This is a genomic window from Pantoea sp. 22096 (assembly GCF_052045955.1).
In the GTDB taxonomy this organism is placed as follows: domain Bacteria; phylum Pseudomonadota; class Gammaproteobacteria; order Enterobacterales; family Enterobacteriaceae; genus Pantoea; species Pantoea alfalfae.
Genome location: NZ_JBQEPW010000010.1, coordinates 1 through 25,647, shown reverse-complemented (window position 1 = coordinate 25,647; position 25,647 = coordinate 1). Strand labels below are relative to the sequence as shown.

The window sequence follows — 25,647 nt, the reverse complement described above, 5'->3', positions numbered from 1 at the left end:
TCGACAGGCTGCGCATTATAGGGGATTTTGCCCGCGTTCGCGCAGGTTTGTGTCCGTCGGATTACCGCTGTAACACGGCACCAGGCCGCGCGGCGTCACGCACAAACGGCAGATGCTCACAGGCGTGCTGTCGGGCAAAGCGGATAAAGGCTTCCAGCACCGGCTGACGCTGTTCTCCTTCGCGTACGGCTGCATAAAGACGGCTCCAAAGTCCATCACCTAGTGTGCGCGTGACGACCAGACCCTGCTTCTCAAAACTCTCTACCACCCAGTGCGGCAGTGCGGCAATCCCCATCCGTGCCGACACCATCTGAATCATCAGCAGGGTATTATCCACACTTTTCAGGGCCGGGCTGACGCCAGCGGGCTGCAGGAAGTGACGCCAGATATCCAGACGCTGACGCTGCACCGGATAGATCATCAGCACTTCATCGGCTAAATCTTCCGGCGAAATCTGCTCAACCTGGGCCAGCGGGTGATCCGTCGCCAGTACCAGCCGTACTTCATAATCAAACATCGGTGAGTAGAACAGGCCCGAGCGCGCCAGAATGTCGGAGGTCAGCACCACATCCAGCTCACCCTGCTGCAGAGCAGGCTGCGGATCAAAGGTCACGCCCGATTTAAAATCCATCACCACCTGCGGCCAGCTCTGACGGAATTTATCCAGCGCCGGGGTCAGCCACTGAATGCAGCTGTGACACTCAATCGCCACCCGCAGCGTGGTCTGATGCGGCTCATGGCAGGCCTGCAACGCCTGCTGAATCTGCGGCAGCACCTGCTCTGCCAGCTGCAGCAGAATATCGCCCTGCGGCGTAAAGCGCAGTGGCTGACTTTTACGGACGAACAGGCGGAATCCCAGCCGCTGCTCCAGATCGCTGAACTGGTGAGACAACGCCGACTGCGTCTGATGAAGCTGGGCTGCCGCCGCCGCCAGCGATCCCGTATTGCGCAGAGCCTGAAGCGTCCGCAGGTGCTTGAGTTCGATCATGAGAGTCCTTCACATCGAAAATGAACATATTGCGCTTGAGCAACATACAGTACCCGCAGAGTATAGCAGTGTAAACATCTGGACGGCTAAACATCTTTGGCTGCCCATTTAAGCCAAAGTGAAAGATTATCTGGAGAACAGCACATGACTATCCTCAACCATACCCTCGGCTTTCCCCGAATTGGCCTGCGCCGTGAACTGAAAAAAGCACTGGAGCGTTACTGGGCAGGCGACAGCACGCAGCAGGCCTTACTGGAGACGGGCCGCGAGCTGCGTGCGCGACACTGGCAACAGCAGAAAGAGGCGGGCGTCGATCTGCTGCCGGTCGGCGATTTTGCCTGGTATGATCATGTGCTGACTACCAGCCTGCTGCTGGGCAACATACCCACGCGTCATCAGAACAAAGAGGGGACCGTTGATCTCGACACGCTGTTTCGTCTGGGGCGCGGTCGTGCGCCGACTGGCGAGCCTGCGGCGGCGGCAGAAATGACGAAATGGTTTAACACCAACTATCACTACATGGTGCCGGAATTTACTCAGGACCAGACCTTTAAACTTACCTGGACTCAGCTGCTGGATGAGGTGGATGAGGCGCTGGCGCTGGGCCACAACATCAAACCGGTGCTGCTGGGACCGGTGACGTATCTGTGGCTGGGTAAAGTTAAAGGTGAGCCCTTTGAACGTCTGTCGCTGCTGGAAAGGATTCTGCCGGTTTACCAGCAGGTGCTGGCAGAACTGGCGAAGCGCGGCATCGAATGGGTACAGATTGATGAACCCGCCCTGGCACTGGAACTGCCGCAGACGTGGCGCGAAGCCTTCCAGCCGACGTATGACGCGCTGCAGGGTAACAGTAAGCTGCTGCTGACCACCTATTTTGACAGCATCGGACAGAACATTGATGTGATTCGTGCGCTGCCGGTGCAGGGCCTGCATATCGATCTGGTTCATGGCCGCGATGATATTGAGCAGCTGAATCAGCAACTGCCCGCCAGCTGGCTGCTGTCGCTTGGCGTGATCAACGGACGTAACGTCTGGCGTGCCGATCTGAGCCGCTGGTTCAGTCGCCTGCAACCGCTGACCAGAGCGCGTGAACAGGTGTGGATTGGCTCCTCCTGCTCGCTGCTGCACAGTCCGATCGATCTCGGCGTCGAGACCCGGCTGGATGATGAAGTCAAAAGCTGGTTCGCCTTTGCGCTGCAAAAATGTACAGAGCTCTCGCTGCTGAGTCAGGCACTCAACACGAATGATCCCGCCTCGCTGGAGGCCTGGAGCGCACCGGTGCGCGCCCGTGCTTATTCCCGCCGTGTGCATAATGCCGCGGTAGGCCAGCGTCTTCAGGCCATTACGCCACAGCACAGTGAACGTCTGAGCGCCTACCCGGTGCGGGCACTTCTGCAGCGTCAGCGTTTCAATCTGCCCGCCTGGCCCACCACGACGATCGGTTCTTTTCCACAGACCACTGAAATTCGCGGCCTGCGCCTCGATTTTAAGCAGGGCCGTCTCGACAGTAATCATTACCGCACCGGCATCGCGGAGCATATTAAACAGGCGATCATCGAACAGGAGCGGCTGGGACTGGATGTGCTGGTTCACGGTGAAGCAGAACGTAACGACATGGTTGAGTACTTCGGCGAGCATCTGGAGGGATTTGTCTTTACCCAGAATGGCTGGGTACAGAGTTACGGTTCCCGCTGTGTGAAACCGCCTGTGATCATCGGCGATGTCAGTCGCCCAGAGGCGATTACCGTCGAGTGGGCCCGATATGCTCAGTCGCTGACTGACAAGCCGGTAAAAGGAATGCTGACCGGCCCGGTGACGATTCTCTGCTGGTCATTCCCGCGTGAAGATGTGCCACGGGAAACTATCGCAAAGCAGATCGCGCTGGCGCTGCGTGACGAAGTGGAAGACCTGGAGAAAGCAGGCATTGGTATTATTCAGATCGATGAGCCTGCACTGCGTGAAGGTCTGCCACTGCATCAGTCTGAGTGGGCAGACTATCTGAACTGGGCAGTGGAGGCGTTCCGGCTGAATGCGGCGGTGGCGCGGGATGAAACCCAGATTCATACGCATATGTGTTACTGCGAGTTCAACGACATCATGGACGCCATCGCTGCACTGGATGCTGATGTGATCACGATTGAAACCTCACGGTCTGACATGGACTTACTGGAGTCGTTCGAACACTTCGACTACCCGAATGAAATCGGCCCCGGCGTCTATGACATTCACTCGCCTAATGTCCCCAGCGTGGCGTGGATAGAGGCGCTGTTGCTGAAGGCGGCGAAACGGATTCCGGAAGCGCGTCTATGGGTAAACCCGGACTGCGGTCTGAAAACGCGTGGCTGGACGGAAACACGTCAGGCGCTGGCCAATATGGTGACGGCGGCAAAGAAATTGCGTGGTGAGACGGCGTAGGAATGGGACCGGATGGCAATAAACAGGGGCGCCGAAGCGCCCCTGTTTATTTATTTTGATGCCACGCCATACTGCCTGAACCAGGCCAGCATCCGCTGCCAGCCATCATTGGCTGATTCAGCATGATAGCTTGCACGATAGTCAGCATTAAAGGCATGGCCCGCTTCGGGATAGACGATGATCTCGGCGGTTGCATTGGCGGCATGGAGTGCCTGACGCATCTGCTCGACGCTCTCCAGCGGGATACCCTCATCCTGGCCACCATACAAACCTAATACTGGCGCATTCAGGTCGATCGCAATATCAATAGGATGCTTCTGCTGCTTCAGCGTGCGCTCGCCGGTCAGTCGCCCATACCAGGCAACCGCGGCGCGTAGCTGTGGGTTATGCGCGGCGTAGAGCCAACTGATGCGGCCACCCCAGCAAAAACCGGTGATGCCCATGCGACGGATATCGCCGCCGTTGCGTGCCGCCCAGTTAGCGGCATGATCGAGATCGGCCAGCACCTGGGTGTCAGGCACTTTGCTGACCAGCTCGCTGAACAGCGTCGGGATATCGTTATACTCAGTCGGGTCGCCTTCGCGGAAATAGAGCTCAGGCGCAATCGCCAGATAGCCTTCCAGCGCCAGACGGCGGCAGATGTCCCGGATGTGCTCATGGACACCAAAGATCTCCTGCACCACCAGCACCACAGGCAATGGGCCTTCCGCTGAGTGCGGTTTTGCAAAAAATGCCGGCATGTTTTCGCCCTGGCTGGGCACTGAGGTTTCACCTGAGTGAATGGCCGGGCTTTCGGTAATAATGGTGGTAGAGGCGGTGGGCTGCACGGCAGGGGCAAAGCCGCCCGTCGCCGGTTTTTGTGCCATATTGTCACTGGGTTTCATTATTCTCTCCGTGCAAGCATTTACGCAATCACGTAACTATAGCCTGGCCGTAAAGCGTCTGCGTCCAGGTGTCGGTTAACACAATCAACAGCGAATAAAATCATCCACCTCTTTAACATTGCGCCGACCCTGACACAGCCTCGCTGAGGGCTATCCGGATGAATAAGACGTAATTATGTGATTAAAATCACATTTTATGTTCCGGGAAATGTAACTTTCATTTTCTTAAGTGAATTTTGTCACATATTTATCGGGCGTGCTGGCGTAGAGTGGCGCGCTACCTTCCCTTAACAGGAGTCTGAAAATGACACAGTCTGACGTTTTCCATCTTGGCCTGACAAAAGCCGATCTGCAGGGCGCGACCCTGGCGATTGTGCCGGGTGACCCGGAGCGTGTGAAGAAAATTGCCGGACTGATGGAAGATGCCACGCATCTCGCCTCACACCGTGAATTTACCTCCTGGCTGGCTAAACTTGATGGCAAGCCGGTCATTGTCTGCTCAACGGGCATCGGCGGTCCTTCTACATCGATTGCGGTCGAAGAGCTGGCGCAGCTTGGCGTGCGTACCTTCCTGCGAGTCGGTACCACAGGTGCTATCCAGCCACACATTAACGTCGGCGATGTGCTGGTGACCACCGCGTCCGTTCGCCTGGACGGAGCAAGCCTGCATTTTGCCCCGATGGAATTCCCGGCTGTCGCTGACTTCGCCTGCACCACCGCACTGGTTGCCGCCGCTGAAGCCTGTGGCGCGAAAACCCACATTGGCATCACCGCCTCTTCTGACACCTTCTATCCGGGCCAGGAGCGCTACGACACTGTTTCAGGCCGTGTCGTCAGTCGTTTCAAAGGATCGATGAAAGAGTGGCAGGAGATGGGCGTGCTTAACTATGAGATGGAATCTGCAACGCTGTTAACCATGTGCGCCAGCCAGGGTCTGCGGGCCGGCATGGTCGCGGGCGTGATTGTGAACCGTACTCAGAAAGAGATTCCGGATGCGGTCACCATGAAGCAGACAGAAAGTGACGCAGTGAAGATTGTGGTCGAAGCGGCGCGTCGTTTATTATAATGACCGCGTCGGGCAACAGGTTTTTTGTCCAGACTCAAAACCTGTTGCCGGTAGTTAACGGCGCGTAACATCAGTGAAACCTGAGAGTGTTTATGCGCAATACGATTCCTGTCCGACGTCCTGTCCCTGGCGCTAATCCTGCGGCAATCAATGCCCGTCTGGAACGCAGCGCCGAACGTTTTCGCGCCGCCATGCAGCAGGGTAACCACGCGCTGGCTGCTCAGTGCTGCGAAGAAGTCCTGCGCTCCATGCCCAATCAGATGCAGGTGCTGAGCGACTACGCGCTCTGCCTGCTGCGTCTGGGTCAGTACAATAAATCGTACAAAATCTACCAGAAGATTTATCAGTCACCGCCCGCTGTGCAGGCTACCGCCTCTGAAACCTGGCTGGATGGCTTAACCGAAGTGTGCGGCTGGCTGGGTAAAAAGGAAGAGGTGGCACGTTTTGGTCTGACATCGCTAATGCGCTCTGATGCGCGTTTCAGTCAGGGACAGCGTGCCGCGTTTCCTGCTCCGCAACCTGAGCCTGTCGATCTCAGCCAGCCACATCAGAATGTCATCGCCTTCTGCCTGTATGGCGATCAGCCACGCTATTGCGAAACGCTGATTAAAAATGTTGAGGTGGCGCCTGAGTTCTATCCCGGCTGGGTTTGCCGCATCTACCTTGATGACAGCGTGCCGCAGCATGTCTGGCAGCGCCTGGACCAGCCACATGTGCAACTGGTCGATATGTCTCACGAAAAAACGCTGTTTCCGACCCTGTGGCGCTTTCTGGTGCTCGACGATCCTGACGTGAAGCGTTTTATCGTGCGCGATGCCGACTCGCTGCTTTCAGAGCGCGAAGCGGCGGCGGTTAACGCCTGGCTGGCATCGCCTTACTGGTTCCACCATATGCGTGACTACTTCTCCCATACCGAACTGCTGCTGGCAGGGATGTGGGGCGGCTGTCACGGTGTTTTCCGGAATGTGGAGCAGGCGATGCGTGATTTCATTGCACAGTATCAGGGCAGCCAGCGCTTCACCGATCAATATTTCCTCAAAGTGGCGTTATGGCCCACAGTGCGTGAAAGCCTCCTGAGCCATGATGAACTGTTCAACTTTCATCAGGCCCAGGCGTGGCCTGATCATGCGCCCGTGCGCTGGCAGACGCCGCATTTCCACGTAGGCAGCAATGCCGGCTTTGCCAGTATGACCGGTAAATCCAGCGCTCCTGAAGGGAGCAGACAGCGCGTCGCGATCACTTCTGGCGAGACAACCTGGCATTATCTGGCGCAGGTCAAAAACGGCGAGTGGCTTTTGCCGATGCCATTCTTCCTGATTGATGAGTGGCAGGCTGGAAAGCTGACGGTAGCGGCCCTGTAAGGCGCTGAATGCCGGTAAATTTATCTGGACATTCATACAGTGCGACTCTACCTTTTTCCTCAGCAGCCTGAGTCGCGGGGAAATCATGGATCAGCACATCATTATCAGCGCCTGTCTGGCGCTTGCCGGGTTGGGGATTGGCTGGATGCTGGCACAGTTACGTGCCGGCCATCAGGTCGCCAGTTTTCAGACCGAGCGCCGTCTGCAGGAAGAGGCGCAACAGCGCCAGCAGCAGCAGATCGAACAGCTTCAGCAGCAGACGCAGCAGCGTGAGCAGGAACTGCGTCAGCTTCATGGCGCGCTGAGCGGGGCCAATGAGCGTCTGCAACAGCTCGATTACTGGCGCAATGAAAGCGAACAGCTTAATCGTGAACTGCGCAATCAGCTGGAGGTTAACAGCGCACAGGAAGCGGAGCTGCGCGAAGTGACCATCCGCCTTGAAGAGACACGTTTCGCGGCTGAAGAGAAACAGCGCCTGCTGACCAACAGCGAACAACGCCTCAGCGCCCAGTTTGAAAACCTCGCCAACCGTATTTTCGAAAACAGCGGCCGTCGTGTCGATGAACAGAACCGTCAGAGTCTGGACGGGCTGATTGGCCCGCTGCGTGAACAGCTGGATGGCTTTCGCCGTCAGGTGCATGAAAGCTTTGGGGCAGAAGCGCGTGAACGGCACACCCTGACTCATGAAATCCGGCAGTTACAGCAGCTGAATGCGCAGATGGCACAGGAGGCGCTTAACCTGACCAAAGCGCTCAAGGGCGACAATAAAATCCAGGGTAACTGGGGTGAAGTGGTGCTGAGCCGTGTACTGGAGGCCTCCGGGCTGCGTGAAGGCTACGAATATGAAACTCAGGTCAGCATCCAGTCAGAACAGCAGGGCCGGATGCAACCGGATGTCATTGTGCGTCTGCCGCAGGGCAAAGATGTCGTGGTGGACGCCAAAATGACGCTGGTGGCCTATGAACGCTACTTCAATGCGGATGATGAGATCGAACGTGAGCAGGCGATCCAGGAGCATGTCAGCGCCATGCGGGCGCACATTCGCCTGCTGGGACGAAAAGATTATCAACAATTGCCCGGTTTACGGTCGCTGGATTATGTGTTGATGTTCATTCCGGTCGAGCCGGCCTTTTTGCTGGCGATTGACCGCCAGCCTGAGCTGATTGGCGAGGCGCTGCAGCAGAACATTATGCTGGTCAGTCCCACCACGCTGCTGGTGGCGCTGCGTACCATTAACAATCTCTGGCGCTATGAGCATCAGAGCCGTAATGCGCAGCGTATTGCTGACCGGGCTACGCGCCTCTATGACAAGATGCGACTGTTTGTCGATGACATGAGCGGCATTGGTCACAGCCTGGATAAGGCGCAGAACAGCTATCGCGAGGCGATGAAAAAGCTGGCAGAAGGGCGCGGCAACCTGATTGCGCAGACGGAAGGATTTCGTGCGCTGGGCGTTGAGATCAAACGACCCATTAATCCTCAGCTGGCCGAACGGGCCATGCCGGAAAACCGGGCCGCTGACGATGCAGATGACGACAGGGATGCGGATGAGAGTGAGAGGCGTGTGAGGCGCCTCCACGAATAGTATGGGCGCAGCGTGCCTGACTTCCGTGACTCTGATACACTTCGGGAAGTATTGTTTGTGGAGCAGGTAAAACCGATGGCAGATGAATCACAGCAGGAAACTACCCATTTTGGCTTTCAGACGGTCGCCAAAAGCGAAAAAGCTGACAAAGTCGCGGATGTATTTCACTCCGTAGCAGCAAAATATGACCTGATGAACGATTTGATGTCGTTTGGCGTCCATCGTATCTGGAAGCGTTTTACCATTGACAGCAGCGGCGTACGTCGCGGTCAGCGCGTGTTAGATCTGGCGGGGGGTACCGGCGATCTCACCGCCAAATTCTCTCGCCTGGTGGGCGAAACCGGTCAGGTTGTCCTGGCGGATATCAACAGCTCCATGCTGAAGATGGGCCGCGAGAAACTGCGCAATCAGGGCGTGGTGGGCAACGTAAGTTACGTCCAGGCCAACGCAGAAGCTCTGCCTTTCCCTGATAACTATTTCGACTGCATCACTATCTCCTTTGGTCTGCGCAACGTTACGGAAAAAGAGAAGGCGCTGGCCTCCATGTTCCGTGTCCTTAAGCCGGGCGGACGCCTGCTGGTGCTGGAGTTCTCTAAGCCTGTTCTGGATCCGCTGAGCAAAGCGTATGACGCCTACTCGTTCCACATTCTGCCGCGCATCGGACAGCTGGTGGCGCAGGATGCAGAGAGCTATCGCTATCTGGCCGAATCAATCCGCATGCATCCCGATCAGGAGACCCTGAAAGCGATGATGAACGATGTCGGTTTTGAAAATACCACTTACTCCAATATGACCGGCGGCATTGTTGCGTTGCATCGTGGATTTAAGTTCTGAGTGAGATGGTAATGAACCTGACGCCCTTGATTACCGCAGGACTGGAAACGGCGCTGAACCGTATTCTCTATCGCGATCGTGGCCTGAAAGCGGCGCGGCAACGCCTGAATGGCAAAGTGCTGACGCTGCGCCTGAGTGAGTTTTCGCATCCGCTGGTGCTTGTTTTCAGTGAGCAGCGACTGGACGTACTCGCGGACTGGCAGGATCGCAGTGACTGCACGGTGATTACTTCGCTGAAAACGCTGCCAAAGCTGCGCGATCGTCAGCAGCTGACGCCGCTCATCCGCAGCGGTGAGCTGCAGGTTGAAGGTGACCTGCAGGTGGTGCAGCAGTTCTCTGCGCTAATGGATCTGGCTGAGCTGGATCCGGCAGAATATCTGGCTCCCTGGGTCGGTGATATCGCCGCTCAGGGTATCAGTCAGCGCTCACAACAGGCATTTCGCTTTTTCAAAGGTGAAGTGCAGCGTCGCCAGGATTATCTCGGACAGGCCATTACCGAAGAGTGGCGTGTTGCGCCTGGCTCGCTGGAGTTAGCCTGGTTTTCTGAGGAGGTCGACGCGATGGAACGTTCGCTTGAGGCGCTTGATGCGCGTCTGGCGCAGCTGGAGGCAAAATGAGTTTTGGAGAGATCCGCCGTTTATATCTGATCATGAAGGTCTTTCTGACCTATGGCCTTGATGAACTGATTCCTCAGACACGCCTCACTTTCCTGTTTCGCCTGTGGCGTCGTTCGGTTTTCTGGATCCCGAATCTGCATCAGCAGGAACTGATCGGTGCACGTATGCGCATGGCGATGGAGCAACTTGGGCCGGTCTGGATCAAGTTTGGCCAGATGCTGTCGACGCGTCGTGATCTTTTCCCGCCGCTGATCGCCGATCAACTGGCGATCCTGCAGGACCGCGTTGCGCCGTTCGATGGCGTCAAAGCCAAAGCGCAGATTGAAGCCTCAATGGGCGCGCCGATTGAAACCTGGTTTGATGATTTTGATATCAAGCCACTGGCATCGGCATCCATTGCGCAGGTACACACCGCCACGCTGAAATCGACCGGTAAGAAAGTGGTCATCAAGGTGATTCGCCCCGATATTTTGCCGGTGATCCGAGCGGACATGAAGCTGATCTATCGGCTGGCACGCTGGGTTCCGCGTCTGCTGCCGGATGGCCGTCGTCTGCGTCCGGTCGAGGTGGTGCGCGATTATGAGAAAACCCTGCTTGATGAACTGAATCTGTTACGCGAAGCCGCTAACGCTATTCAGCTGCGCCGGAACTTTGAAGATAGCCGCATGCTCTATGTGCCGGAAGTCTATTCAGATTACTGTAGCGAAACCATGATGGTGATGGAGCGCATCTACGGCATTCCGATTTCAGACGTTGCCACACTGGAGCGTCATGGCGTGAACATGAAGCTGCTGGCAGAGCGTGGTGTGCAGGTCTTCTTCACCCAGGTCTTCCGCGACAGCTTCTTCCATGCGGATATGCATCCGGGCAACATTTTTGTCAGCTATGAGCATCCTGAAGACCCGCAATATATCGGTATCGACTGCGGTATCGTGGGGTCGCTGAACAAAGAAGATAAGCGTTATCTGGCGGAAAACTTCATCGCTTTCTTCAACCGTGACTACCGTAAGGTCGCAGAGTTGCACGTTGACTCAGGCTGGGTGCCGCCCGATACCAATGTTGAAGATTTCGAGTTTGCGATCCGTACGGTTTGTGAACCGATTTTTGAAAAACCGCTTGCTGAGATCTCCTTCGGCCATGTGCTGCTGAACCTGTTTAACACCGCACGTCGCTTTAATATGGAAGTGCAGCCGCAACTGGTATTACTGCAAAAAACTCTGCTCTATGTGGAAGGTATTGGTCGTCAGCTCTATCCGCAGCTCGACCTGTGGAAGACAGCTAAGCCGTTCCTGGAAGAGTGGATTAAGGATCAGGTCGGTTTGCCCGCTATTATTCGTGCGGTCAAAGAGAAAGCGCCATTCTGGGCTGAAAAGTTACCTGAGTTGCCAGAACTCTTTTACGACAGCATGCGCCAGCACAAACTCTTACGGCACAGCGTCGATAAGTTAGTGGGCGACATGAATGCGCAACGCGTCCGTCACCATCAGGCGCGATACCTGTTTGGTGTCGGTGCAACGTTGCTGTTAAGTGGAACGGCGGTGCTGCTCACCCGACCGGACTGGGACTTCTTCCCGGCGGTACTGATGGCAGCGGGAATCGTCTCCTGGTTAATCGGCTGGCGTAAGACAAACTGATTGTCACGTCTGTTTAAAAAAAGGTAATGTCGCTGGCTAAAGCCCGGTTAAAAAGGGCACTCTGTCCTGCATTACCTTATCGTTTTCACAGAATATTAGAGGCTATCTCATGGGCGGTATCAGTATCTGGCAATTGTTAATCATTGCCGTGATTGTTGTTCTTCTGTTCGGTACCAACAAATTACGTAATCTGGGTTCAGATTTAGGTTCTTCGATTCGTGGCTTCAAAAAAGCCATGAGTGATGAGGATGACAAAAAGGATCAACCGAAAGAGCAGGACGCTGACTTCGCGGCCAAAACACTGGCGGACAAACAGCAAACTTCGGCTAACAAAGAAGACGCCAAGAACGACAAGCAGGTGTAAACCGTGTTCGATATTGGTTTTAGTGAACTGGTATTGGTGTTCGTTATCGGGCTGATTGTTCTCGGCCCGCAACGTTTACCGGTCGCGGTGAAAACCGTGGTCGGCTGGATCAGGGCGATTCGCTCGCTGGCAGCCAATGTACAACATGAACTGGCGCAGGAGCTCAAGCTGCAGGAATTGCAGGAGAGCCTGAAAAAGGTGGAAGAAGCGGGCCGCGGCACGCTCTCCCCTGAGCTGAAAGAGTCGATGGAAGAGCTGCGTAAAACGGCGGATTCAATGAAGCGCTCGGTCAGCCAGAGCATCGACATTGAAAAAGAGGAAGACGAAGCGAACACCATCCATTCGGCTCAGCACAGGCCCGCGCCTCATGCGGCTTCTGCTGCAGTGCCGGCATCTGAGCCTGCTGTCGCTGAGTCTTCGGTGACGCCTGCATCAGCAGCGCATCAGGCCAGTGCCGCGGCACAGAGTCCGTCATCAGCATCAGGCCCGGCGGTGCAACCTTCCGCTGCACCTGCTGCAGTCGCCACGTCTCCGGCACAGGTTTCGTCAGCAGTTTCATCAGCTCCGGCTGTGCAATCCTCTGCCGCGCCCGCCACCGCGGCGAGTGCACCGGCACAGGCACCCGCAGGTGATGCCGCCAAACCGACTGATGCTGCGCGTCATTCCGTACCCTCCTCTTCTGCAAGTGATGAACGATAATGGCCGTTGAAGATACCCAACCGCTCATCAGCCATCTGATTGAGCTGCGTAAGCGCCTGCTGAATTGCATCATCGCCGTACTGGCGATCTTCCTGATGCTGGTTTACTTCGCCAACGACATCTACCAGCTGGTCGCCGCACCGCTGATCAGTCAGATGCCGGTCGGGTCCAGCATGATCGCGACCGATGTGGCCTCACCGTTTTTCACCCCGATTAAGCTGACCATTATTGTATCGGTGTTTCTCGCGGTGCCGGTGATCCTTTATCAGGTCTGGGCCTTTGTCGCCCCTGCGCTCTACCGGCATGAGCGCAGGCTGGTAATGCCGCTGCTCTTTTCCAGCACCTTCCTGTTCTACTTCGGCGTAGCCTTTGCCTATTTCGTGGTCTTCCCGCTGGCATTTGGTTTTTTCACCAAGACCGCACCGATTGGCGTCACCGTCGCAACGGATATCTCTAAGTACCTCGATTTTGTCATGACGCTGTTTATGGCATTTGGCGTGGCGTTTGAAGTGCCGGTAGCGATTGTGTTGCTGTGCTGGACCGGGATCACCAGTCCGGAAGAGTTGAAGAAGAAACGCCCCTATATTCTGGTGGGCGCCTTCGTGGTCGGGATGTTGCTCACACCGCCGGATGTTTTTTCCCAAACTTTGCTCGCTATTCCGATGTACTGCCTGTTTGAAGTCGGCGTATTCTTTTCCCGGTACTACGTGGGTAAAGGCCGACGCTTACAGGATGAGGAAGAGAACACTGACGCCTGATGCTGACAGCCTTACCCGCACTGGCGGGAAGCGTTCACTCCAAACCGCCCTGATGGGCGGTTTTTGTTTATAAACAGTGGGAAATATTATGTTTGATATCGGTGTAAACCTGACCAGCACGCAATTCGCCTCCGACCGGCAAAAGGTGGTTAAACGCGCGCGTGATGCGGGCGTCACCGGCATGCTTATTACCGGCACTAACGCGCTGGAGAGCCAGCAGGCTCAGCGACTGGCTGAAGCTCAACCCGGCTTCTGCTGGTCTACTGCAGGCGTTCACCCTCACCATGCCAGCGAATGGTCCTCGGAAATCGCCAGCACCCTGCGTCGCCTGGCTGAAAAACCGGAAGTGGTGGCTATTGGTGAGTGCGGACTTGATTTCAACCGCAACCTGTCGGCTCATGGGCAGCAGGAGTATGCGTTTGACGCGCAGCTGGCGCTGGCGGCAGAACTCAATATGCCGGTGTTTTTGCACTGCCGTGAAGCCCATGCGCGTTTCACGGCGGTACTTGAACCCTGGTTGCCAAAACTGCCGGGTGCAGTCATCCACTGCTTTACCGGCACGCGTGACGAGCTGGAAGCCTGTCTGGCAATGGGATTATCGGTGGGGATTACGGGCTGGGTTTGCGATGAACGTCGTGGTCTGGAACTGCGCGAGCTGCTGCCACTGATCCCGGCTGACCGCCTGCTGCTGGAAACCGATGCGCCTTATCTGCTGCCGCGCGACATGCGCCCGCGTCCGACCTCACGCCGGAACGAACCCTGCTTTTTACCGCATATTGTGCATCAGGTGGCGACATGGCGCGGCGAGAAAACCGAAGAGCTGGCGACCCGCATCGATCAGAATGCGCGGGCGTTATTCAGACTGGCTTAAATCTTACGGAACTGCTTATTGTCGACGCTGCGCATTACCTGCTTGTTCAGCAGATTGAGTAACAGAATCGAGCGCGTTTCACCATCCGGCTCGGCAAAAATGGCGCGCAGCCCTTCAAACGTCCCTTCGGTGATGACAACTTCATCGCCGCTTTGCGGTGTCTCAGGGTCAAGCAGGATTTGCGGAACGTCGGTTTCCAGCGCTTCGATCACCGCTGACGGCACGGTTGCGGGGGTGGTGCCGAAGCGTACAAAGTGACTGACACCGCGTGTGCTGCTAATCGTCGTGGTGTGAATCGCTTCCGGATCGAATTCGATAAACAGATAATTTGGAAACAGTGGCTCACTCACCGTGGTGCGTTTGCCGCGCACGATCTTTTCCAGAGCGATCATTGGACTGAGGCAATGCACTTCCTGCCGCTCCAGATGCTCCTTCGCGCGCAATAGCTGACCACGTTTGCAATAGAGTAAGTACCAGGATTCCATAACTGCTCCCATTGAATGGACGCTAAGAATAGCAAACCTGCTGCCAGAGTTATAGCGCAGGGGCAGGGTAAAGCGCCCCGCAGCGAAAATAAACTGAGACTTTTCTTAACATGCCGGATAGCAGTAAAAGCATTGATGGGTAATTGACGTCTGCTATTGCTCTGTATCAGACTCGATGACCATCACATCTGCATAAGGATCCTCTGATGGAACTCTTTCTGTTGAGCAATGGCAAGCTGGCGGATGATGCGGCGCTGCTGGGCTATGCGCAGCCACAGCTGCACGCCATGATCGCCCGACGCGCTATCCGATCGGCGGTACTGATCCCCTACGCAATTATTCGTGGCGACCAGCAGCAGCGTGCTGCCGAGCTCAGTGCTTCTCTTGGAATTCAGGTGGAGCGAGTTCAGGCATTCGCTTCGCCAGCTGACGCGATTGCCCAGGCAGATCTGATTTTGGTCAGCGGTGGCAACACCTGGTTTCTGAATCAGATGCTGCATGAACAGGGTCTGATCGGAGTGATTCAGCGCGCGGTGCGGGAGCGGCAGGTACCCTATGTCGGCTGGAGCGCAGGCTGCAACGTGGCAACGCCCTCAATCCGTACCACTAACGATATGCCGGTGCGCAGCAGCGTGGTGTTGCCTGCCCTGGGTCTCTTTCCGGTGCAGATCAATCCCCACTATCTGGATGCCAGCGTCAGCGGCCATATGGGCGAAACCCGCGATGAACGCCTGGCGGAGTTCTGTGCAGTTAACCCTGCCGAGTCGGTCATTGCACTGCGTGAAGGCAGTTTTCTGCACCTGCATGACAACCAGCTGCGTTATCACAGCGTGCGTAACGAAGATTTTAAACTGTTTCGCCACGGCGAGCCGATTCAGGGGTATCACGATGCCCGTGCGTTACAACCGCTGGTTCCCTTTCAGTGCGTATGAGGCCGCCATATAAACCTCAGCATATCCATGTAATCAGACCTATAATGGCCGACTCACTCTGGCCGGAAAGCTAAAGCCGCATGAAATATCACGATTTAAGAGACTTTCTCGCGCTGCTCGAACAGCGCGGTGAGCTAAAGCGCATTACCCAGTCGATCGATCCTGAACTGGAAATGACCGAAATTGCCGACCGCACCCTGCGTGCCGGTGGCCCCGCTCTGCTGTTTGAAAACCCGAAAGGGTACGACATGCCGGTGCTGTGCAATCTGTTCGGCACACCAAAGCGCGTGGCCATGGGCATGGGCCAGGAGGAGGTCAGCGCACTGCGCGAAGTGGGTAAACTGCTGGCCTTCCTGAAAGAGCCGGAGCCGCCAAAAGGCTTCCGCGATCTGTTCGATAAGATGCCGCAGTTTAAGCAGGTCCTGAACATGCCGACCAAACGTCTGCGCAATGCACCCTGTCAGGAAGAGGTGTTCAGCGGCGATGAAGTCGATCTGACCCGCATTCCGGTGATGAAGTGCTGGCCTGGCGATGCGGCACCGCTGATTACCTGGGGACTGACCGTGACGCGCGGCCCGCATAAAGAGCGGCAGAATCTGGGCATTTATCGACAGCAGGTGATCGGCAAAAACCGTCTGATTATGCGCTGGCTATCGCACCGTGGTGGCGCGCTCGACTATCTGGAGTGGAAGAAAGCGCACCCGGGTGAGCGTTTTCCGGTCTCGGTGGCGCTGGGTGCCGATCCCGCCACTATTCTCGGTGCCGTCACGCCGGTGCCTGACACGCTGTCAGAATATGCGTTTGCCGGGTTGCTGCGCGGCAATAAAACCGAAGTGGTGAAGTGCCTGTCGAACGATCTCGAAGTGCCGGCCAGTGCTGAAATCGTGCTGGAAGGGTATATCGAAGCGGGCGATATGGCACCAGAAGGACCTTACGGCGATCACACCGGCTACTACAATGAAGTAGATAGCTTCCCGGTGTTTACCGTGACACATATTACGCAGCGTCATAAGCCTATCTATCACTCCACCTACACCGGCCGTCCGCCGGATGAGCCTGCGGTGTTGGGTGTGGCGCTGAATGAAGTGCTGGTGCCAATCCTGGTGAAGCAGTTTCCGGAGATCGTGGACTTCTATCTGCCACCGGAAGGTTGCTCATACCGGCTGGCGGTCGTAACGATTAAAAAGCAGTACGCCGGGCACGCCAAACGTGTCATGTTTGGCGTGTGGTCGTTTTTACGGCAGTTCATGTACACCAAATTTGTTATTGTGTGTGACGATGATGTTAATGCGCGTGACTGGAACGACGTGATCTGGGCCATTACCACGCGTATGGATCCGGCCCGTGATACGGTATTAGTGGAAAATACCCCGATCGATTATCTCGATTTCGCCTCGCCCGTTTCCGGGCTGGGGTCGAAAATGGGGATGGATGCGACCAATAAGTGGCCAGGTGAAACGCAGCGCGAATGGGGTACCCCCATCGTTAAAGATCCGGCGGTCACCGCGCGCATTGATGCTATCTGGGATGAGCTAGGTATTTTTGATCAGCCGCCACAGCGTTGATGGCGAGCACAACCATAAAGACGACCCGACAGAGGGAACGCATGACAACGTTAAGCTGTAAAGTAACTTCAGTTGAGGCGATTACCGACACGGTCTATCGCGTTCGCCTGATCCCTGAAGCGGAATTCAGTTTTCGCGCGGGACAGTATCTGATGGTAGTGATGGATGAGCGCGACAAGCGTCCGTTCTCACTGGCCTCAACGCCGATGGAAAAAGATATCATCGAGCTGCATATCGGCGCGTCCGATCTGAACCTCTATGCCATGGCCGTTATGGATCGCATCCGTAACGATCGCCAGATCACCGTTGATATGCCGCACGGCGATGCCTGGCTGCGCGAAGAGAGCACTAAACCGCTGATCCTGATTGCAGGCGGTACCGGTTTCTCCTATGCCCGTTCCATTCTGCTCACCGCGCTGGCGGAACAGCCAGAGCGCGACATCGCCATTTACTGGGGCGGACGTGAGCTTAAGCACCTGTACGATATGGATGAGCTGGATGCGCTGGCCGTCAAGCATCCGAACCTGAAGGTGATCCCGGTGGTCGAGCAGCCCGAAGCGGGCTGGCAGGGTCGTTCTGGTACGGTACTGACCGCAGTGATGCAGGACTTCAGCACGCTGAGCGAGCATGAGATTTATATCGCCGGACGTTTTGAGATGGCGAAGATTGCCCGCGATCGTTTCTGTGCCGAGCGTGGTGCAGTGGAATCACAGATGTATGGCGATGCGTTTGCCTTTATCTGATAGCTGGTAGCAGACAGAAAAAACCCGCCGATCAACGGCGGGTAAATCTGACAAAGTAAGACTCAACGTATTACAGACGCTCGAATACGGTTGCGATCCCCTGGCCCAGTCCGATGCACATGGTGGCAAGGCCAAAACGGGCATCGCGGCGTTCCATGATGTTCAGTAATGTGGTGCTGATGCGTGCGCCGGAACAGCCCAGCGGATGGCCCAACGCAATCGCGCCGCCATTCAGATTAACCTTCTCATCCATCCGTTCCAGCAAACCTAAGTCTTTGATGCAGGGCAGCGTCTGCGCGGCAAAGGCTTCGTTCAGCTCAAACACATCGATATCACTGACGCTCAGTCCCGCCCGTTTTAATGCCAGTTTGCTGGCCGGTACCGGTCCATAGCCCATAATCGAAGGATCACAGCCGACCACTGCCATGCTGCGGATACGTGCGCGTGGCGTCAGCCCCAGTTCACGGGCGCGTGATTCACTCATAATCAGCATGGCGGCCGCGCCATCTGACAGGGCCGACGACGTACCCGCTGTGACGGTGCCATTCACAGGATCGAAGGCGGGTTTGAGCGCCGCCAGACCTTCGGCGCTGGTCTCCTCGCGGATCACCTCATCGCAATCATAGCGCTTAAGAATGCCATCGCTGTCGTGACCCCAGGTGGCGACAATCTCCGTTGCGAAGTCCCCACGTCGGGTGGCCTGCCATGCGCGCTGGTGCGAACGCAGGGCAAACGCATCCTGCTGCTCACGGCTGATATGATGCATACGCGCCAGCATCTCGGCAGTTAAGCCCATTATGCCTGCGGCTTTGGCAACGGTGCGGCCCAGGCCAGGATGAAAGTCCACGCCGTGATTCATCGGCACGTGTCCCATATGCTCCACGCCACCAATCAGGCAGCACTGCGCATCGCCGACCATAATAGCGCGGGCCGCATCGTGCAGCGCCTGCATTGACGAACCACACAGCCGGTTAACGGTGGTGGCCGGCACAGAGTGCGGGATTTCGGCCAGCAGCGCAGCGTTACGTGCGATATTAAATCCCTGTTCCAGCGTCTGCTGTACGCAGCCCCAGACAATGTCGTCGAGGGATGTCGGGTTCACCGCCGGGTTACGGCTCAGAATTTCGCGCATCAGGTGCGCAGAGAGATCTTCAGCGCGCACGTTCCGAAAGGCGCCGCCTTTTGAACGTCCCATTGGCGTGCGCACCGCATCAACAATCACCACATTTTCCATCTTCTTGCCCTCAGGCGCTTTTCAGCGCGGCTTCATCAATCGGTTTGGCGGCGGGATACCAGCTTTCATGCTGATGGGCTTTCTGCACCAGCAGCTCAGGCAGGGCATACAGGCCACCAAGCGCGCTGTAGCGCCGGGCCTGATCGACCACATTGCTGTTGCCCAGGGTATCGAGGTAGCGGAAAGCACCACCACGGAACGGTGGGAAACCGAGGCCATAGACCAGTGCCATGTCCGCTTCAGCGGGCGAGGCGATAATCTTCTCTTCCAGGCAGCGCACCACCTCATTCAGCATCGGCAGCATCATGCGGTTCAGAATCTCTTCATCGCTGAAGGCTCGCGCGGGCTGACAAACCTGTTGCAGCAGCGTATCTACCTCCGCATCCGGCACCTTCTTCAGCTTGCCCTTTTTATCCTCTTCCCAGCGCCAGAAGCCTTTGCCATTTTTCTGACCAAAACGACCGGCATCAAACAGCAGATCGATCGCATCGCGATAGTCATGCTTCATACGATCCGGGAAACCATCAGCCATGACGCTTTGCGCGTGGTGTGCGGTATCGATGCCCACCACATCCAGCAGCCATGACGGCCCCATCGGCCAGCCGAACTGTTTTTCCATCACTTTATCAATCTGACGGAAATCAGCGCCGTCGCGCAGCAGCAGGCTGAAAGCCGCGAAGTAGGGGAACAGCACACGATTGACAAAGAAGCCGGGGCAGTCATTCACCACGATGGGTGTTTTGCCCATTTTGCTGGCCCATGCCACGACTTTACTCAGTGTTGCTTCACTGGTTTTCTCGCCACGAATCACTTCAACCAGCGGCATACGCGGCACCGGATTGAAGAAGTGCATGCCACAGAAATTTTCCGGGCGTTGCAGCGCCTGTGCCAGCTGGGTGATAGGAATGGTTGAGGTATTGGAGGCCAGAATCGCATCCTGACGCAGATGCTGTTCGGTTTCCGCCAGCACTTTGGCCTTGATCTGCGGGTTCTCTACTACGGCTTCCACCACCACATCGGCCTGGTCAAAACCGGCGTAATCCAGGGTGGGCTGAATAGTGGCGATCACACTGGCGAGTTTACTGCCGTCGATTTTGCCGCGGTCCAGCAGCTTATTGAGCAGCTTGCTGGCTTCGTTCATCCCCAGGGTTAACGCCTGGGGGTTAATGTCTTTCATTCTTACCGGCACGCCTTTCCAGGCAGACTGGTAGCTGATACCGCCACCCATGATGCCCGCGCCCAGTACGGCTGCCTGAGCCGGTGCGCCGCTTTCGCTGCCGCGCTTTTTCGCCAGACTCTTGACGTACTGGTCGTTGAGGAAGATGCCGACCAGGGCGCGGGCTTCATCAGACTGCGCCAGCGGCACAAACGCCGCGGTTTCAAGTTTCAGCGCATCATCACGGCCAAGACTGGCCGCCGCTTCAATCGTTTTTACGGCCATCAGCGGGGCGGGATAGTGTTTACCTGCCGTCTGCAGCACCATTGCTTTCGCAATCGTGAAGCTCATCGCCGCTTCAATCGGACTGAGTTTCAGCGGTGCCAGTTTCGGTGCCCGGCGCGCCCGCCAGCTGCCATCAGTAGCGGCGGCTTTGAGCATCGCGATCCCCGCCTCGCGCATTTTCTCGCGCGACACCACCGCATCGACCAGGCCGAGTTTCAGGGCGGCGTTGCTATCAACATCTTTACCCGCCGCAATAATTTCCAGCGCACTGTCGGCGCCCAGCAGGCGCGGTAGTCGCACGCTGCCCCCAAAGCCGGGCATGATGCCAAGTTTTGTTTCCGGCAGGCCAATACGGGCGTTCGCAGTGGCAATACGCAGATCGGTTGCCAGTACGCATTCACATCCACCGCCCAGCGCATAGCCGTCAATGGCGGCCAGAGTCGGCACCGGTAAATCTTCCAAACGGTTGAAGATGCTGTTGGCGTAGCTCAACCACTGACTCAGCTTTTCGGTGGGTGCATCAAACAGAGAAAGAAACTCGGTGATATCCGCGCCCACAATAAAAGCAGGTTTAGCGGAGCTCAGCAGCAGGCCGCGCAGTTCTGGCTGCTGTTCCAGTACCGCAATCGCCTCGCCCAGACTGGCGACCGTTTGCGTATCGAGCTTATTGACCGAGCCTGTAGCGTCAAAAACCAGCTCGGCGATGCCATCGTCCAGCCAGTGAAGAGTAAGGTTAGCGCCTTGGTAGAGCATGTGCGTCTCCTGAAACCGCGAAAGGTGATCTGGTCATACCAGATGATCGTGAGTGTGGGAGCGATGTTAATTAATTGCAAACGGCTCTTTGCTTATTTGCTAACAAGATCACAGCAGTGCTGACATCGGCATCTGCGCAAGGGGTATGCTAAACTTGCGGCCATTTCGCGACACTGGAGAGACGTCAATGGATTCACTGAAGACCTTGTATCACGCGCATATCGCCACGTTGCAACAACGGGCGCAGCAGGTGCTGGCACGCAACAAACTGGATGCGATGCTGATCCATTCCGGTGAGTTATTGACGGTGTTTCTGGATGATCACACCTATCCGTTCAAGGTGAATCCACAGTTCAAGGCCTGGGTGCCGGTGACGCAGGTGCCTAACTGCTGGCTGTGGATTGACGGGGTGAACAAGCCGAAACTGTGGTTCTACTCTCCGGTGGATTACTGGCATAACGTCGAACCGCTGCCGGATAGTTTCTGGACCGCGGATGTTGAGGTCATTGGCCTGAAAAATGCTGATGAGATTGCGCAACTGCTGCCCGCACAGCGCGATAACGTCGCTTATATCGGCCCGGTCAACGCGCGCGCGGCTCAGCTCGGTATCGCCTCTGGCAATATCAATCCCAAAGCGGTGATCGACTTTCTGCATTTCCATCGCAGCATCAAAACCGATTATGAACTCGCCTGTCTGCGTCAGGCACAGAAGCTGGCAGTGGCTGGCCATCGCGCAGCGAAAGAGGCGTTCGCAGCGGGCTTAAGCGAGTTCGATATCAATCAGGCGTATCTGACCGCAACCGGTCATCGCGACACCGATGTGCCTTACGGCAATATCATCGCGCTGAATGAACACGCTGCCGTGTTGCACTATACCCGGCTGGATCATCAGCCACCGGCGAAACGCCACAGCTTTTTGATTGATGCCGGTGCTGAGTATCTTGGCTATGCCGCCGATTTGACCCGCAGCTATGCGGCGCAGAGTGGTTCGCTCTATGCCAGAATGATTGAGGCAATGAACGCGGAAGAGCTGGCGCTGATCGCTACGCTGAAAGCGGGCGTGCGCTACACCGATTATCATCTTCAGATGCACCAGCGTATTGCGAAGATGTTGCTGAAGTTTGAGCTGGTGCAGGGGATCAGCGAAGAAGCGCTGGTGGCTGAAGATCTGACCGGTCCGTTTATGCCTCATGGCCTGGGGCATCCGCTGGGTCTGCAGGTGCATGACGTGGCTGGCTTTATGCAGGATGATCAGGGCACGCATCTGGCCGCGCCTGCGCAATATCCTTATCTTCGCTGCACCCGCGTGCTGCAACCGGGCATGGTCTTAACCATCGAGCCGGGCTTCTATATTATTGACTCATTACTGGCGCCGCTGCGTGCAGGCCGTTTTAGTCAGTACTTTAACTGGCAGGCCATTGATGCGCTTCGGCCTTATGGCGGGATTCGTATCGAAGACAACGTGGTGATCCATGCGCATCGCGTTGAGAACATGACCCGCGATCTGCACCTGGCCTGATGGAGGCCTTTGATATTCCCGCTGTGCCCCTGAGCAGCAGTGAGGAGACGATCAAAAAGAGCCGCTTCATTACACTACTGGCGCACACCGAGGGTGCAGAAGCGGCGCGCGCGTTTGTCCAGCAGGTTAAAAGCGAGCATCCCACTGCCCGGCATCACTGCTGGGCGTGGGTCGCGGGTGCGCCGAATGATTCTCAGCAGCTTGGCTTCTCTGATGATGGTGAACCTTCGGGCACGGCCGGCAAACCGATGCTGGCGCAGCTGATGGGCGCAGATATTGGCGAGATTACCGCCGTGGTGGTGCGTTATTATGGCGGCATCATGCTGGGAACCGGCGGCTTAGTGAAAGCCTATGGCGGTGGGGTCCAGCAGGGGCTTAAGCTGCTGCCACGGCAGCGCAAAGTGCCGATGAAGCTGTTCACACTGCAGTGTGACTATTCACAGCTCAGCGACATAGAACGGCTGGTTCAGCGTTTCGACGGTAAGGTGACCGACAGTCAGTTTCAGGATCGCATTGCATTGACGCTGGCTGTCCCTTACGGACAGATCGACGGATTCAAACAAAATCTGTCAGACTTTAGTCGGGGCGCGTTATCGCTGATCCCGCTCACACCCTGATATTCATCTCTATTATTTAAAGGAACGGCTGAATGCACTTTCGCGCCATTACCCGCATAGTCGGTCTGCTGGTGATCCTCTTTTCAGTGACGATGATTTTGCCCGGCCTGGTCGCATTGATTTATCGCGATGGCGCGGGGCGGGCATTTAGCCAGACCTTTATGATGGCGCTGGTGATCGGCTCGCTGCTGTGGTGGCCGAATCGCAAAAAGAAAACCGAACTCAAACCGCGGGAAGGGTTTCTGATTGTCGTCCTGTTCTGGACGGTGCTGGGCAGCGTAGGGGCGATGCCCTTTATCTTTGCCGAGCAGCCGCATCTTTCGGTAACGGATGCGTTTTTTGAATCTTTCTCTGGCCTGACAACGACCGGTGCCACCACACTAGTGGGACTGGACTCGCTGCCCAAGGCGATCCTCTTCTATCGGCAGATGCTGCAGTGGCTGGGCGGTATGGGGATCATCGTGTTAGCGGTGGCGATACTGCCGATTCTCGGCGTCGGGGGTATGCAGCTCTATCGCGCTGAGATGCCGGGTCCGCTAAAAGATAACAAGATGCGGCCACGTATCGCCGAGACGGCCAAAACACTCTGGCTGATCTACGTCCTGCTGACTGTGGCCTGTGCACTGGCGCTGTGGCTGGCGGGCATGCCCGCGTTTGATGCTATCGGTCACAGCTTCTCAACCATCGCCATTGGCGGCTTCTCTACCCATGACGCCAGCATCGGCTATTTCCATAGTGGCACTATCAATACCATCGTGGCAGTGTTTCTGCTGATCTCAGGCTGTAACTATGGCCTGCACTTTGCCATGTTAAGCGGACGTAATTTACGCGTGTACTGGCGCGACCCGGAATTCCGCATGTTTATTGGCGTTCAGCTGACGCTGGTATTGATCTGCACACTGGTGCTCTGGTTCCACAATGTCTATGAAAGTGGCTGGCAGACGCTGAATCAGGCCTTCTTCCAGGTCGTTTCCATGGCGACAACGGCGGGATTCACGACCGACAGCATCGCACGCTGGCCATTGTTCCTGCCGGTACTGCTGTTGTGCTCCGCCTTTATTGGCGGCTGTGCCGGTTCAACCGGCGGTGGCCTGAAGGTGATTCGCATCCTGCTGTTGTGCAAGCAGGGTAACCGTGAGCTTAAACGTCTGGTTCATCCCAATGCGGTCTATACCATCAAGCTGGGCAATCGGGCGCTACCGGAACGTATCCTTGAAGCCGTCTGGGGATTCTTCTCGGCTTATGCACTGGTGTTCCTGGTCAGCATGCTGGCGATCATCGCCACCGGCGTCGATGACTTCTCGGCTTTTGCTGCCGTTGCCGCGACGCTCAACAACCTCGGGCCGGGCCTGGGGGTAGTGGCTGATAACTTCACTTCAATGAATGACGTGGCAAAATGGATTCTTATTTCTACCATGTTGTTCGGGCGTCTCGAGGTATTTACCTTGCTGGTGCTGTTCACGCCTACTTTCTGGCGTGAATAATTAATAAGGATGCTGACATGAAAGCGCTGATTCTCTATTCCACTCGCGACGGACAAACAAAGAAGATTGCCTCTTCTATTGCTGAGGTGATCCGTCAGCAGCAGCCATGTGATGTACTGGACATCCAGGATGCCACTCTGCCTGACTGGGCACAGTATGATCGCGTGCTGATTGGTGCCTCGATCCGCTACGGCCATTTCCAGCCAGTCGTCGATAAGTTCGTAAAGCTTCACCTTCAGGCGTTGCAGCAGCGTACCAGCGGTTTCTTTTCGGTGAACCTGACGGCGCGTAAACCTGAAAAGCGTTTGCCTGAAACCAACGCCTATACGCAGAAGTTCCTGGCTAACTCTCCGTGGCAGCCCGATTGCTGTGCCGTGTTCGCAGGCGCACTTTATTATCCCCGCTATCGCTGGTTCGATCGCGTCATGATTCAGCTGATTATGCGTATGACCGGTGGTGAGACAGATTCAACGAAAGAAGTGGAATACACGGACTGGCAGCAGGTACGCAATTTTGCCAATGATTTTGCACAGTTACCAGGCAAATCGTTGCGAAATAGCGCGATTTGATGAAAATTACTGCGAACGATAATCTTTTCGCAATAAACACTTGTCAGCCCGCGCGAACTCCCTATAATGCGCCTCCATCGACACGGCACACCGGCAACGGGATGACGGGCTGAGAGGCACAGGAGACTGCGCCGCCGGAGAAAAACTTCTGAAATAGAGGTTGACTCTGCAGGAGGAAAGCGTAATATACGCCACCTCGCGACAGGACGCTAACGCACTGTTCGCACTG

At 56.2% G+C, this 25,647-nt stretch carries 23 protein-coding genes; 18 read left to right on the top strand and 5 right to left on the bottom strand.

Annotation, left to right across the window (positions count from 1 at the left end; genetic code table 11):
* Nucleotides 1-61: 61 nt before the first annotated feature.
* On the bottom strand, nt 62-988 hold the full coding sequence (gene metR, locus ACTJKZ_RS20380; RefSeq protein ID WP_161733921.1) for an HTH-type transcriptional regulator MetR: 927 nt from the start codon (nt 986-988) through the stop codon (nt 62-64).
* Nucleotides 989-1,132: 144 nt separating this feature from the next.
* Here metR and metE point away from each other — a divergent pair, with 144 nt between their 5' ends.
* Nucleotides 1,133-3,403 carry a 5-methyltetrahydropteroyltriglutamate--homocysteine S-methyltransferase gene (metE, locus tag ACTJKZ_RS20375; protein WP_161733923.1) on the top strand — a complete coding sequence of 757 codons (2,271 nt, stop codon included), beginning with the start codon at nt 1,133-1,135 and terminating at the stop codon, nt 3,401-3,403.
* A 50-nt stretch (nt 3,404-3,453) separates the two neighbouring features.
* On the opposite strand, the gene ACTJKZ_RS20370 is transcribed toward metE, so the two are convergent.
* A complete protein-coding gene (locus ACTJKZ_RS20370; protein ID WP_161733925.1) occupies nt 3,454-4,287 on the bottom strand; it encodes a dienelactone hydrolase family protein in 834 nt (277 codons plus the stop codon).
* A 304-nt stretch (nt 4,288-4,591) separates the two neighbouring features.
* Here ACTJKZ_RS20370 and udp point away from each other — a divergent pair, with 304 nt between their 5' ends.
* The 10 genes from udp to tatD all read left to right on the top strand — a co-directional run bounded on the left by udp (nt 4,592) and on the right by tatD (nt 14,076).
* The gene (gene udp / locus ACTJKZ_RS20365) at nt 4,592-5,353 is read left to right on the top strand and encodes a uridine phosphorylase (RefSeq protein WP_161733927.1); all 762 of its coding nucleotides are present in this window, start codon (nt 4,592-4,594) and stop codon (nt 5,351-5,353) included.
* Between the two features lie 92 nt (nt 5,354-5,445).
* On the top strand, nt 5,446-6,714 hold the full coding sequence (locus ACTJKZ_RS20360; RefSeq protein WP_222924746.1) for a tetratricopeptide repeat protein: 1,269 nt from the start codon (nt 5,446-5,448) through the stop codon (nt 6,712-6,714).
* Nucleotides 6,715-6,799: 85 nt separating this feature from the next.
* On the top strand, nt 6,800-8,299 hold the full coding sequence (gene rmuC / locus ACTJKZ_RS20355) for a DNA recombination protein RmuC (protein ID WP_222924745.1): 1,500 nt from the start codon (nt 6,800-6,802) through the stop codon (nt 8,297-8,299).
* 75 nt (nt 8,300-8,374) lie between these two features.
* On the top strand, nt 8,375-9,133 hold the full coding sequence (gene ubiE, locus ACTJKZ_RS20350; RefSeq protein WP_008926452.1) for a bifunctional demethylmenaquinone methyltransferase/2-methoxy-6-polyprenyl-1,4-benzoquinol methylase UbiE: 759 nt from the start codon (nt 8,375-8,377) through the stop codon (nt 9,131-9,133).
* A gap of 11 nt (nt 9,134-9,144) precedes the next feature.
* Nucleotides 9,145-9,750, top strand: a complete 606-nt coding sequence (gene ubiJ / locus ACTJKZ_RS20345) for a ubiquinone biosynthesis protein UbiJ (protein WP_253420692.1) — start codon at nt 9,145-9,147, stop codon at nt 9,748-9,750.
* Nucleotides 9,747-11,384 (top strand): ubiquinone biosynthesis regulatory protein kinase UbiB, encoded by a 1,638-nt coding sequence (gene ubiB, locus ACTJKZ_RS20340; protein WP_150013210.1) that lies wholly within the window; start codon nt 9,747-9,749, stop codon nt 11,382-11,384. Before ubiJ ends, ubiB begins: the two co-directional genes overlap by 4 nt.
* A gap of 109 nt (nt 11,385-11,493) precedes the next feature.
* Entirely contained in the window at nt 11,494-11,748 is a 255-nt protein-coding gene (gene tatA / locus ACTJKZ_RS20335; RefSeq protein WP_150013208.1) for a Sec-independent protein translocase subunit TatA, read from the top strand.
* 3 nt (nt 11,749-11,751) lie between these two features.
* Nucleotides 11,752-12,447, top strand: a complete 696-nt coding sequence (gene tatB / locus ACTJKZ_RS20330; protein ID WP_285086757.1) for a Sec-independent protein translocase protein TatB — start codon at nt 11,752-11,754, stop codon at nt 12,445-12,447.
* The gene (tatC, locus tag ACTJKZ_RS20325; RefSeq protein WP_161733937.1) at nt 12,447-13,205 is read left to right on the top strand and encodes a Sec-independent protein translocase subunit TatC; all 759 of its coding nucleotides are present in this window, start codon (nt 12,447-12,449) and stop codon (nt 13,203-13,205) included. Before tatB ends, tatC begins: the two co-directional genes overlap by 1 nt.
* Before the next feature lie 88 nt (nt 13,206-13,293).
* Nucleotides 13,294-14,076 carry a 3'-5' ssDNA/RNA exonuclease TatD gene (tatD, locus tag ACTJKZ_RS20320; RefSeq protein WP_161733939.1) on the top strand — a complete coding sequence of 261 codons (783 nt, stop codon included), beginning with the start codon at nt 13,294-13,296 and terminating at the stop codon, nt 14,074-14,076.
* Here tatD and rfaH read toward each other — a convergent pair.
* Nucleotides 14,073-14,561: a transcription/translation regulatory transformer protein RfaH gene (rfaH, locus tag ACTJKZ_RS20315; RefSeq protein WP_033734838.1), complete on the bottom strand. Its 489-nt coding sequence runs from the start codon at nt 14,559-14,561 to the stop codon at nt 14,073-14,075. The two genes, tatD and rfaH, sit on opposite strands and share 4 nt — an antisense overlap.
* Nucleotides 14,562-14,767: 206 nt before the next feature.
* On the opposite strand from rfaH, the gene pepE reads away from it, so the two are divergent.
* The 3 genes from pepE (at nt 14,768) to fre (ending at nt 17,801) form a co-directional block, all read left to right on the top strand.
* The gene (gene pepE / locus ACTJKZ_RS20310; protein WP_222924741.1) at nt 14,768-15,493 is read left to right on the top strand and encodes a dipeptidase PepE; all 726 of its coding nucleotides are present in this window, start codon (nt 14,768-14,770) and stop codon (nt 15,491-15,493) included.
* Nucleotides 15,494-15,573: 80 nt separating this feature from the next.
* Nucleotides 15,574-17,058 carry a 4-hydroxy-3-polyprenylbenzoate decarboxylase gene (gene ubiD / locus ACTJKZ_RS20305; protein WP_161733943.1) on the top strand — a complete coding sequence of 495 codons (1,485 nt, stop codon included), beginning with the start codon at nt 15,574-15,576 and terminating at the stop codon, nt 17,056-17,058.
* A gap of 41 nt (nt 17,059-17,099) precedes the next feature.
* Nucleotides 17,100-17,801 (top strand): NAD(P)H-flavin reductase, encoded by a 702-nt coding sequence (gene fre / locus ACTJKZ_RS20300; RefSeq protein ID WP_008926461.1) that lies wholly within the window; start codon nt 17,100-17,102, stop codon nt 17,799-17,801.
* 70 nt (nt 17,802-17,871) lie between these two features.
* On the opposite strand, the gene fadA is transcribed toward fre, so the two are convergent.
* Together fadA and fadB are read right to left on the bottom strand one after the other, a co-directional pair.
* On the bottom strand, nt 17,872-19,035 hold the full coding sequence (fadA, locus tag ACTJKZ_RS20295; RefSeq protein WP_253420701.1) for an acetyl-CoA C-acyltransferase FadA: 1,164 nt from the start codon (nt 19,033-19,035) through the stop codon (nt 17,872-17,874).
* 10 nt (nt 19,036-19,045) lie between these two features.
* Nucleotides 19,046-21,229 (bottom strand): fatty acid oxidation complex subunit alpha FadB, encoded by a 2,184-nt coding sequence (gene fadB / locus ACTJKZ_RS20290; RefSeq protein WP_440829992.1) that lies wholly within the window; start codon nt 21,227-21,229, stop codon nt 19,046-19,048.
* A gap of 187 nt (nt 21,230-21,416) precedes the next feature.
* Between fadB and pepQ the strand changes: the two genes are divergently transcribed.
* From pepQ to hemG, 4 genes are read left to right on the top strand one after another with little or no spacing between them, the layout of a single operon-like run.
* Nucleotides 21,417-22,748, top strand: a complete 1,332-nt coding sequence (gene pepQ / locus ACTJKZ_RS20285) for a Xaa-Pro dipeptidase (RefSeq protein WP_161733949.1) — start codon at nt 21,417-21,419, stop codon at nt 22,746-22,748.
* On the top strand, nt 22,748-23,365 hold the full coding sequence (locus tag ACTJKZ_RS20280; RefSeq protein WP_161733951.1) for an IMPACT family protein: 618 nt from the start codon (nt 22,748-22,750) through the stop codon (nt 23,363-23,365). The genes pepQ and ACTJKZ_RS20280 overlap by 1 nt, the downstream gene beginning before the upstream one ends.
* 32 nt (nt 23,366-23,397) lie before the next feature.
* Nucleotides 23,398-24,849: a Trk system potassium transporter TrkH gene (gene trkH, locus ACTJKZ_RS20275; RefSeq protein WP_161733953.1), complete on the top strand. Its 1,452-nt coding sequence runs from the start codon at nt 23,398-23,400 to the stop codon at nt 24,847-24,849.
* Nucleotides 24,850-24,866: 17 nt separating this feature from the next.
* Complete coding sequence (hemG, locus tag ACTJKZ_RS20270) at nt 24,867-25,418, top strand: menaquinone-dependent protoporphyrinogen IX dehydrogenase (protein ID WP_440829991.1); 552 nt, start codon at nt 24,867-24,869, stop codon at nt 25,416-25,418.
* The last annotated feature ends 229 nt before the right edge of the window (nt 25,419-25,647 follow it).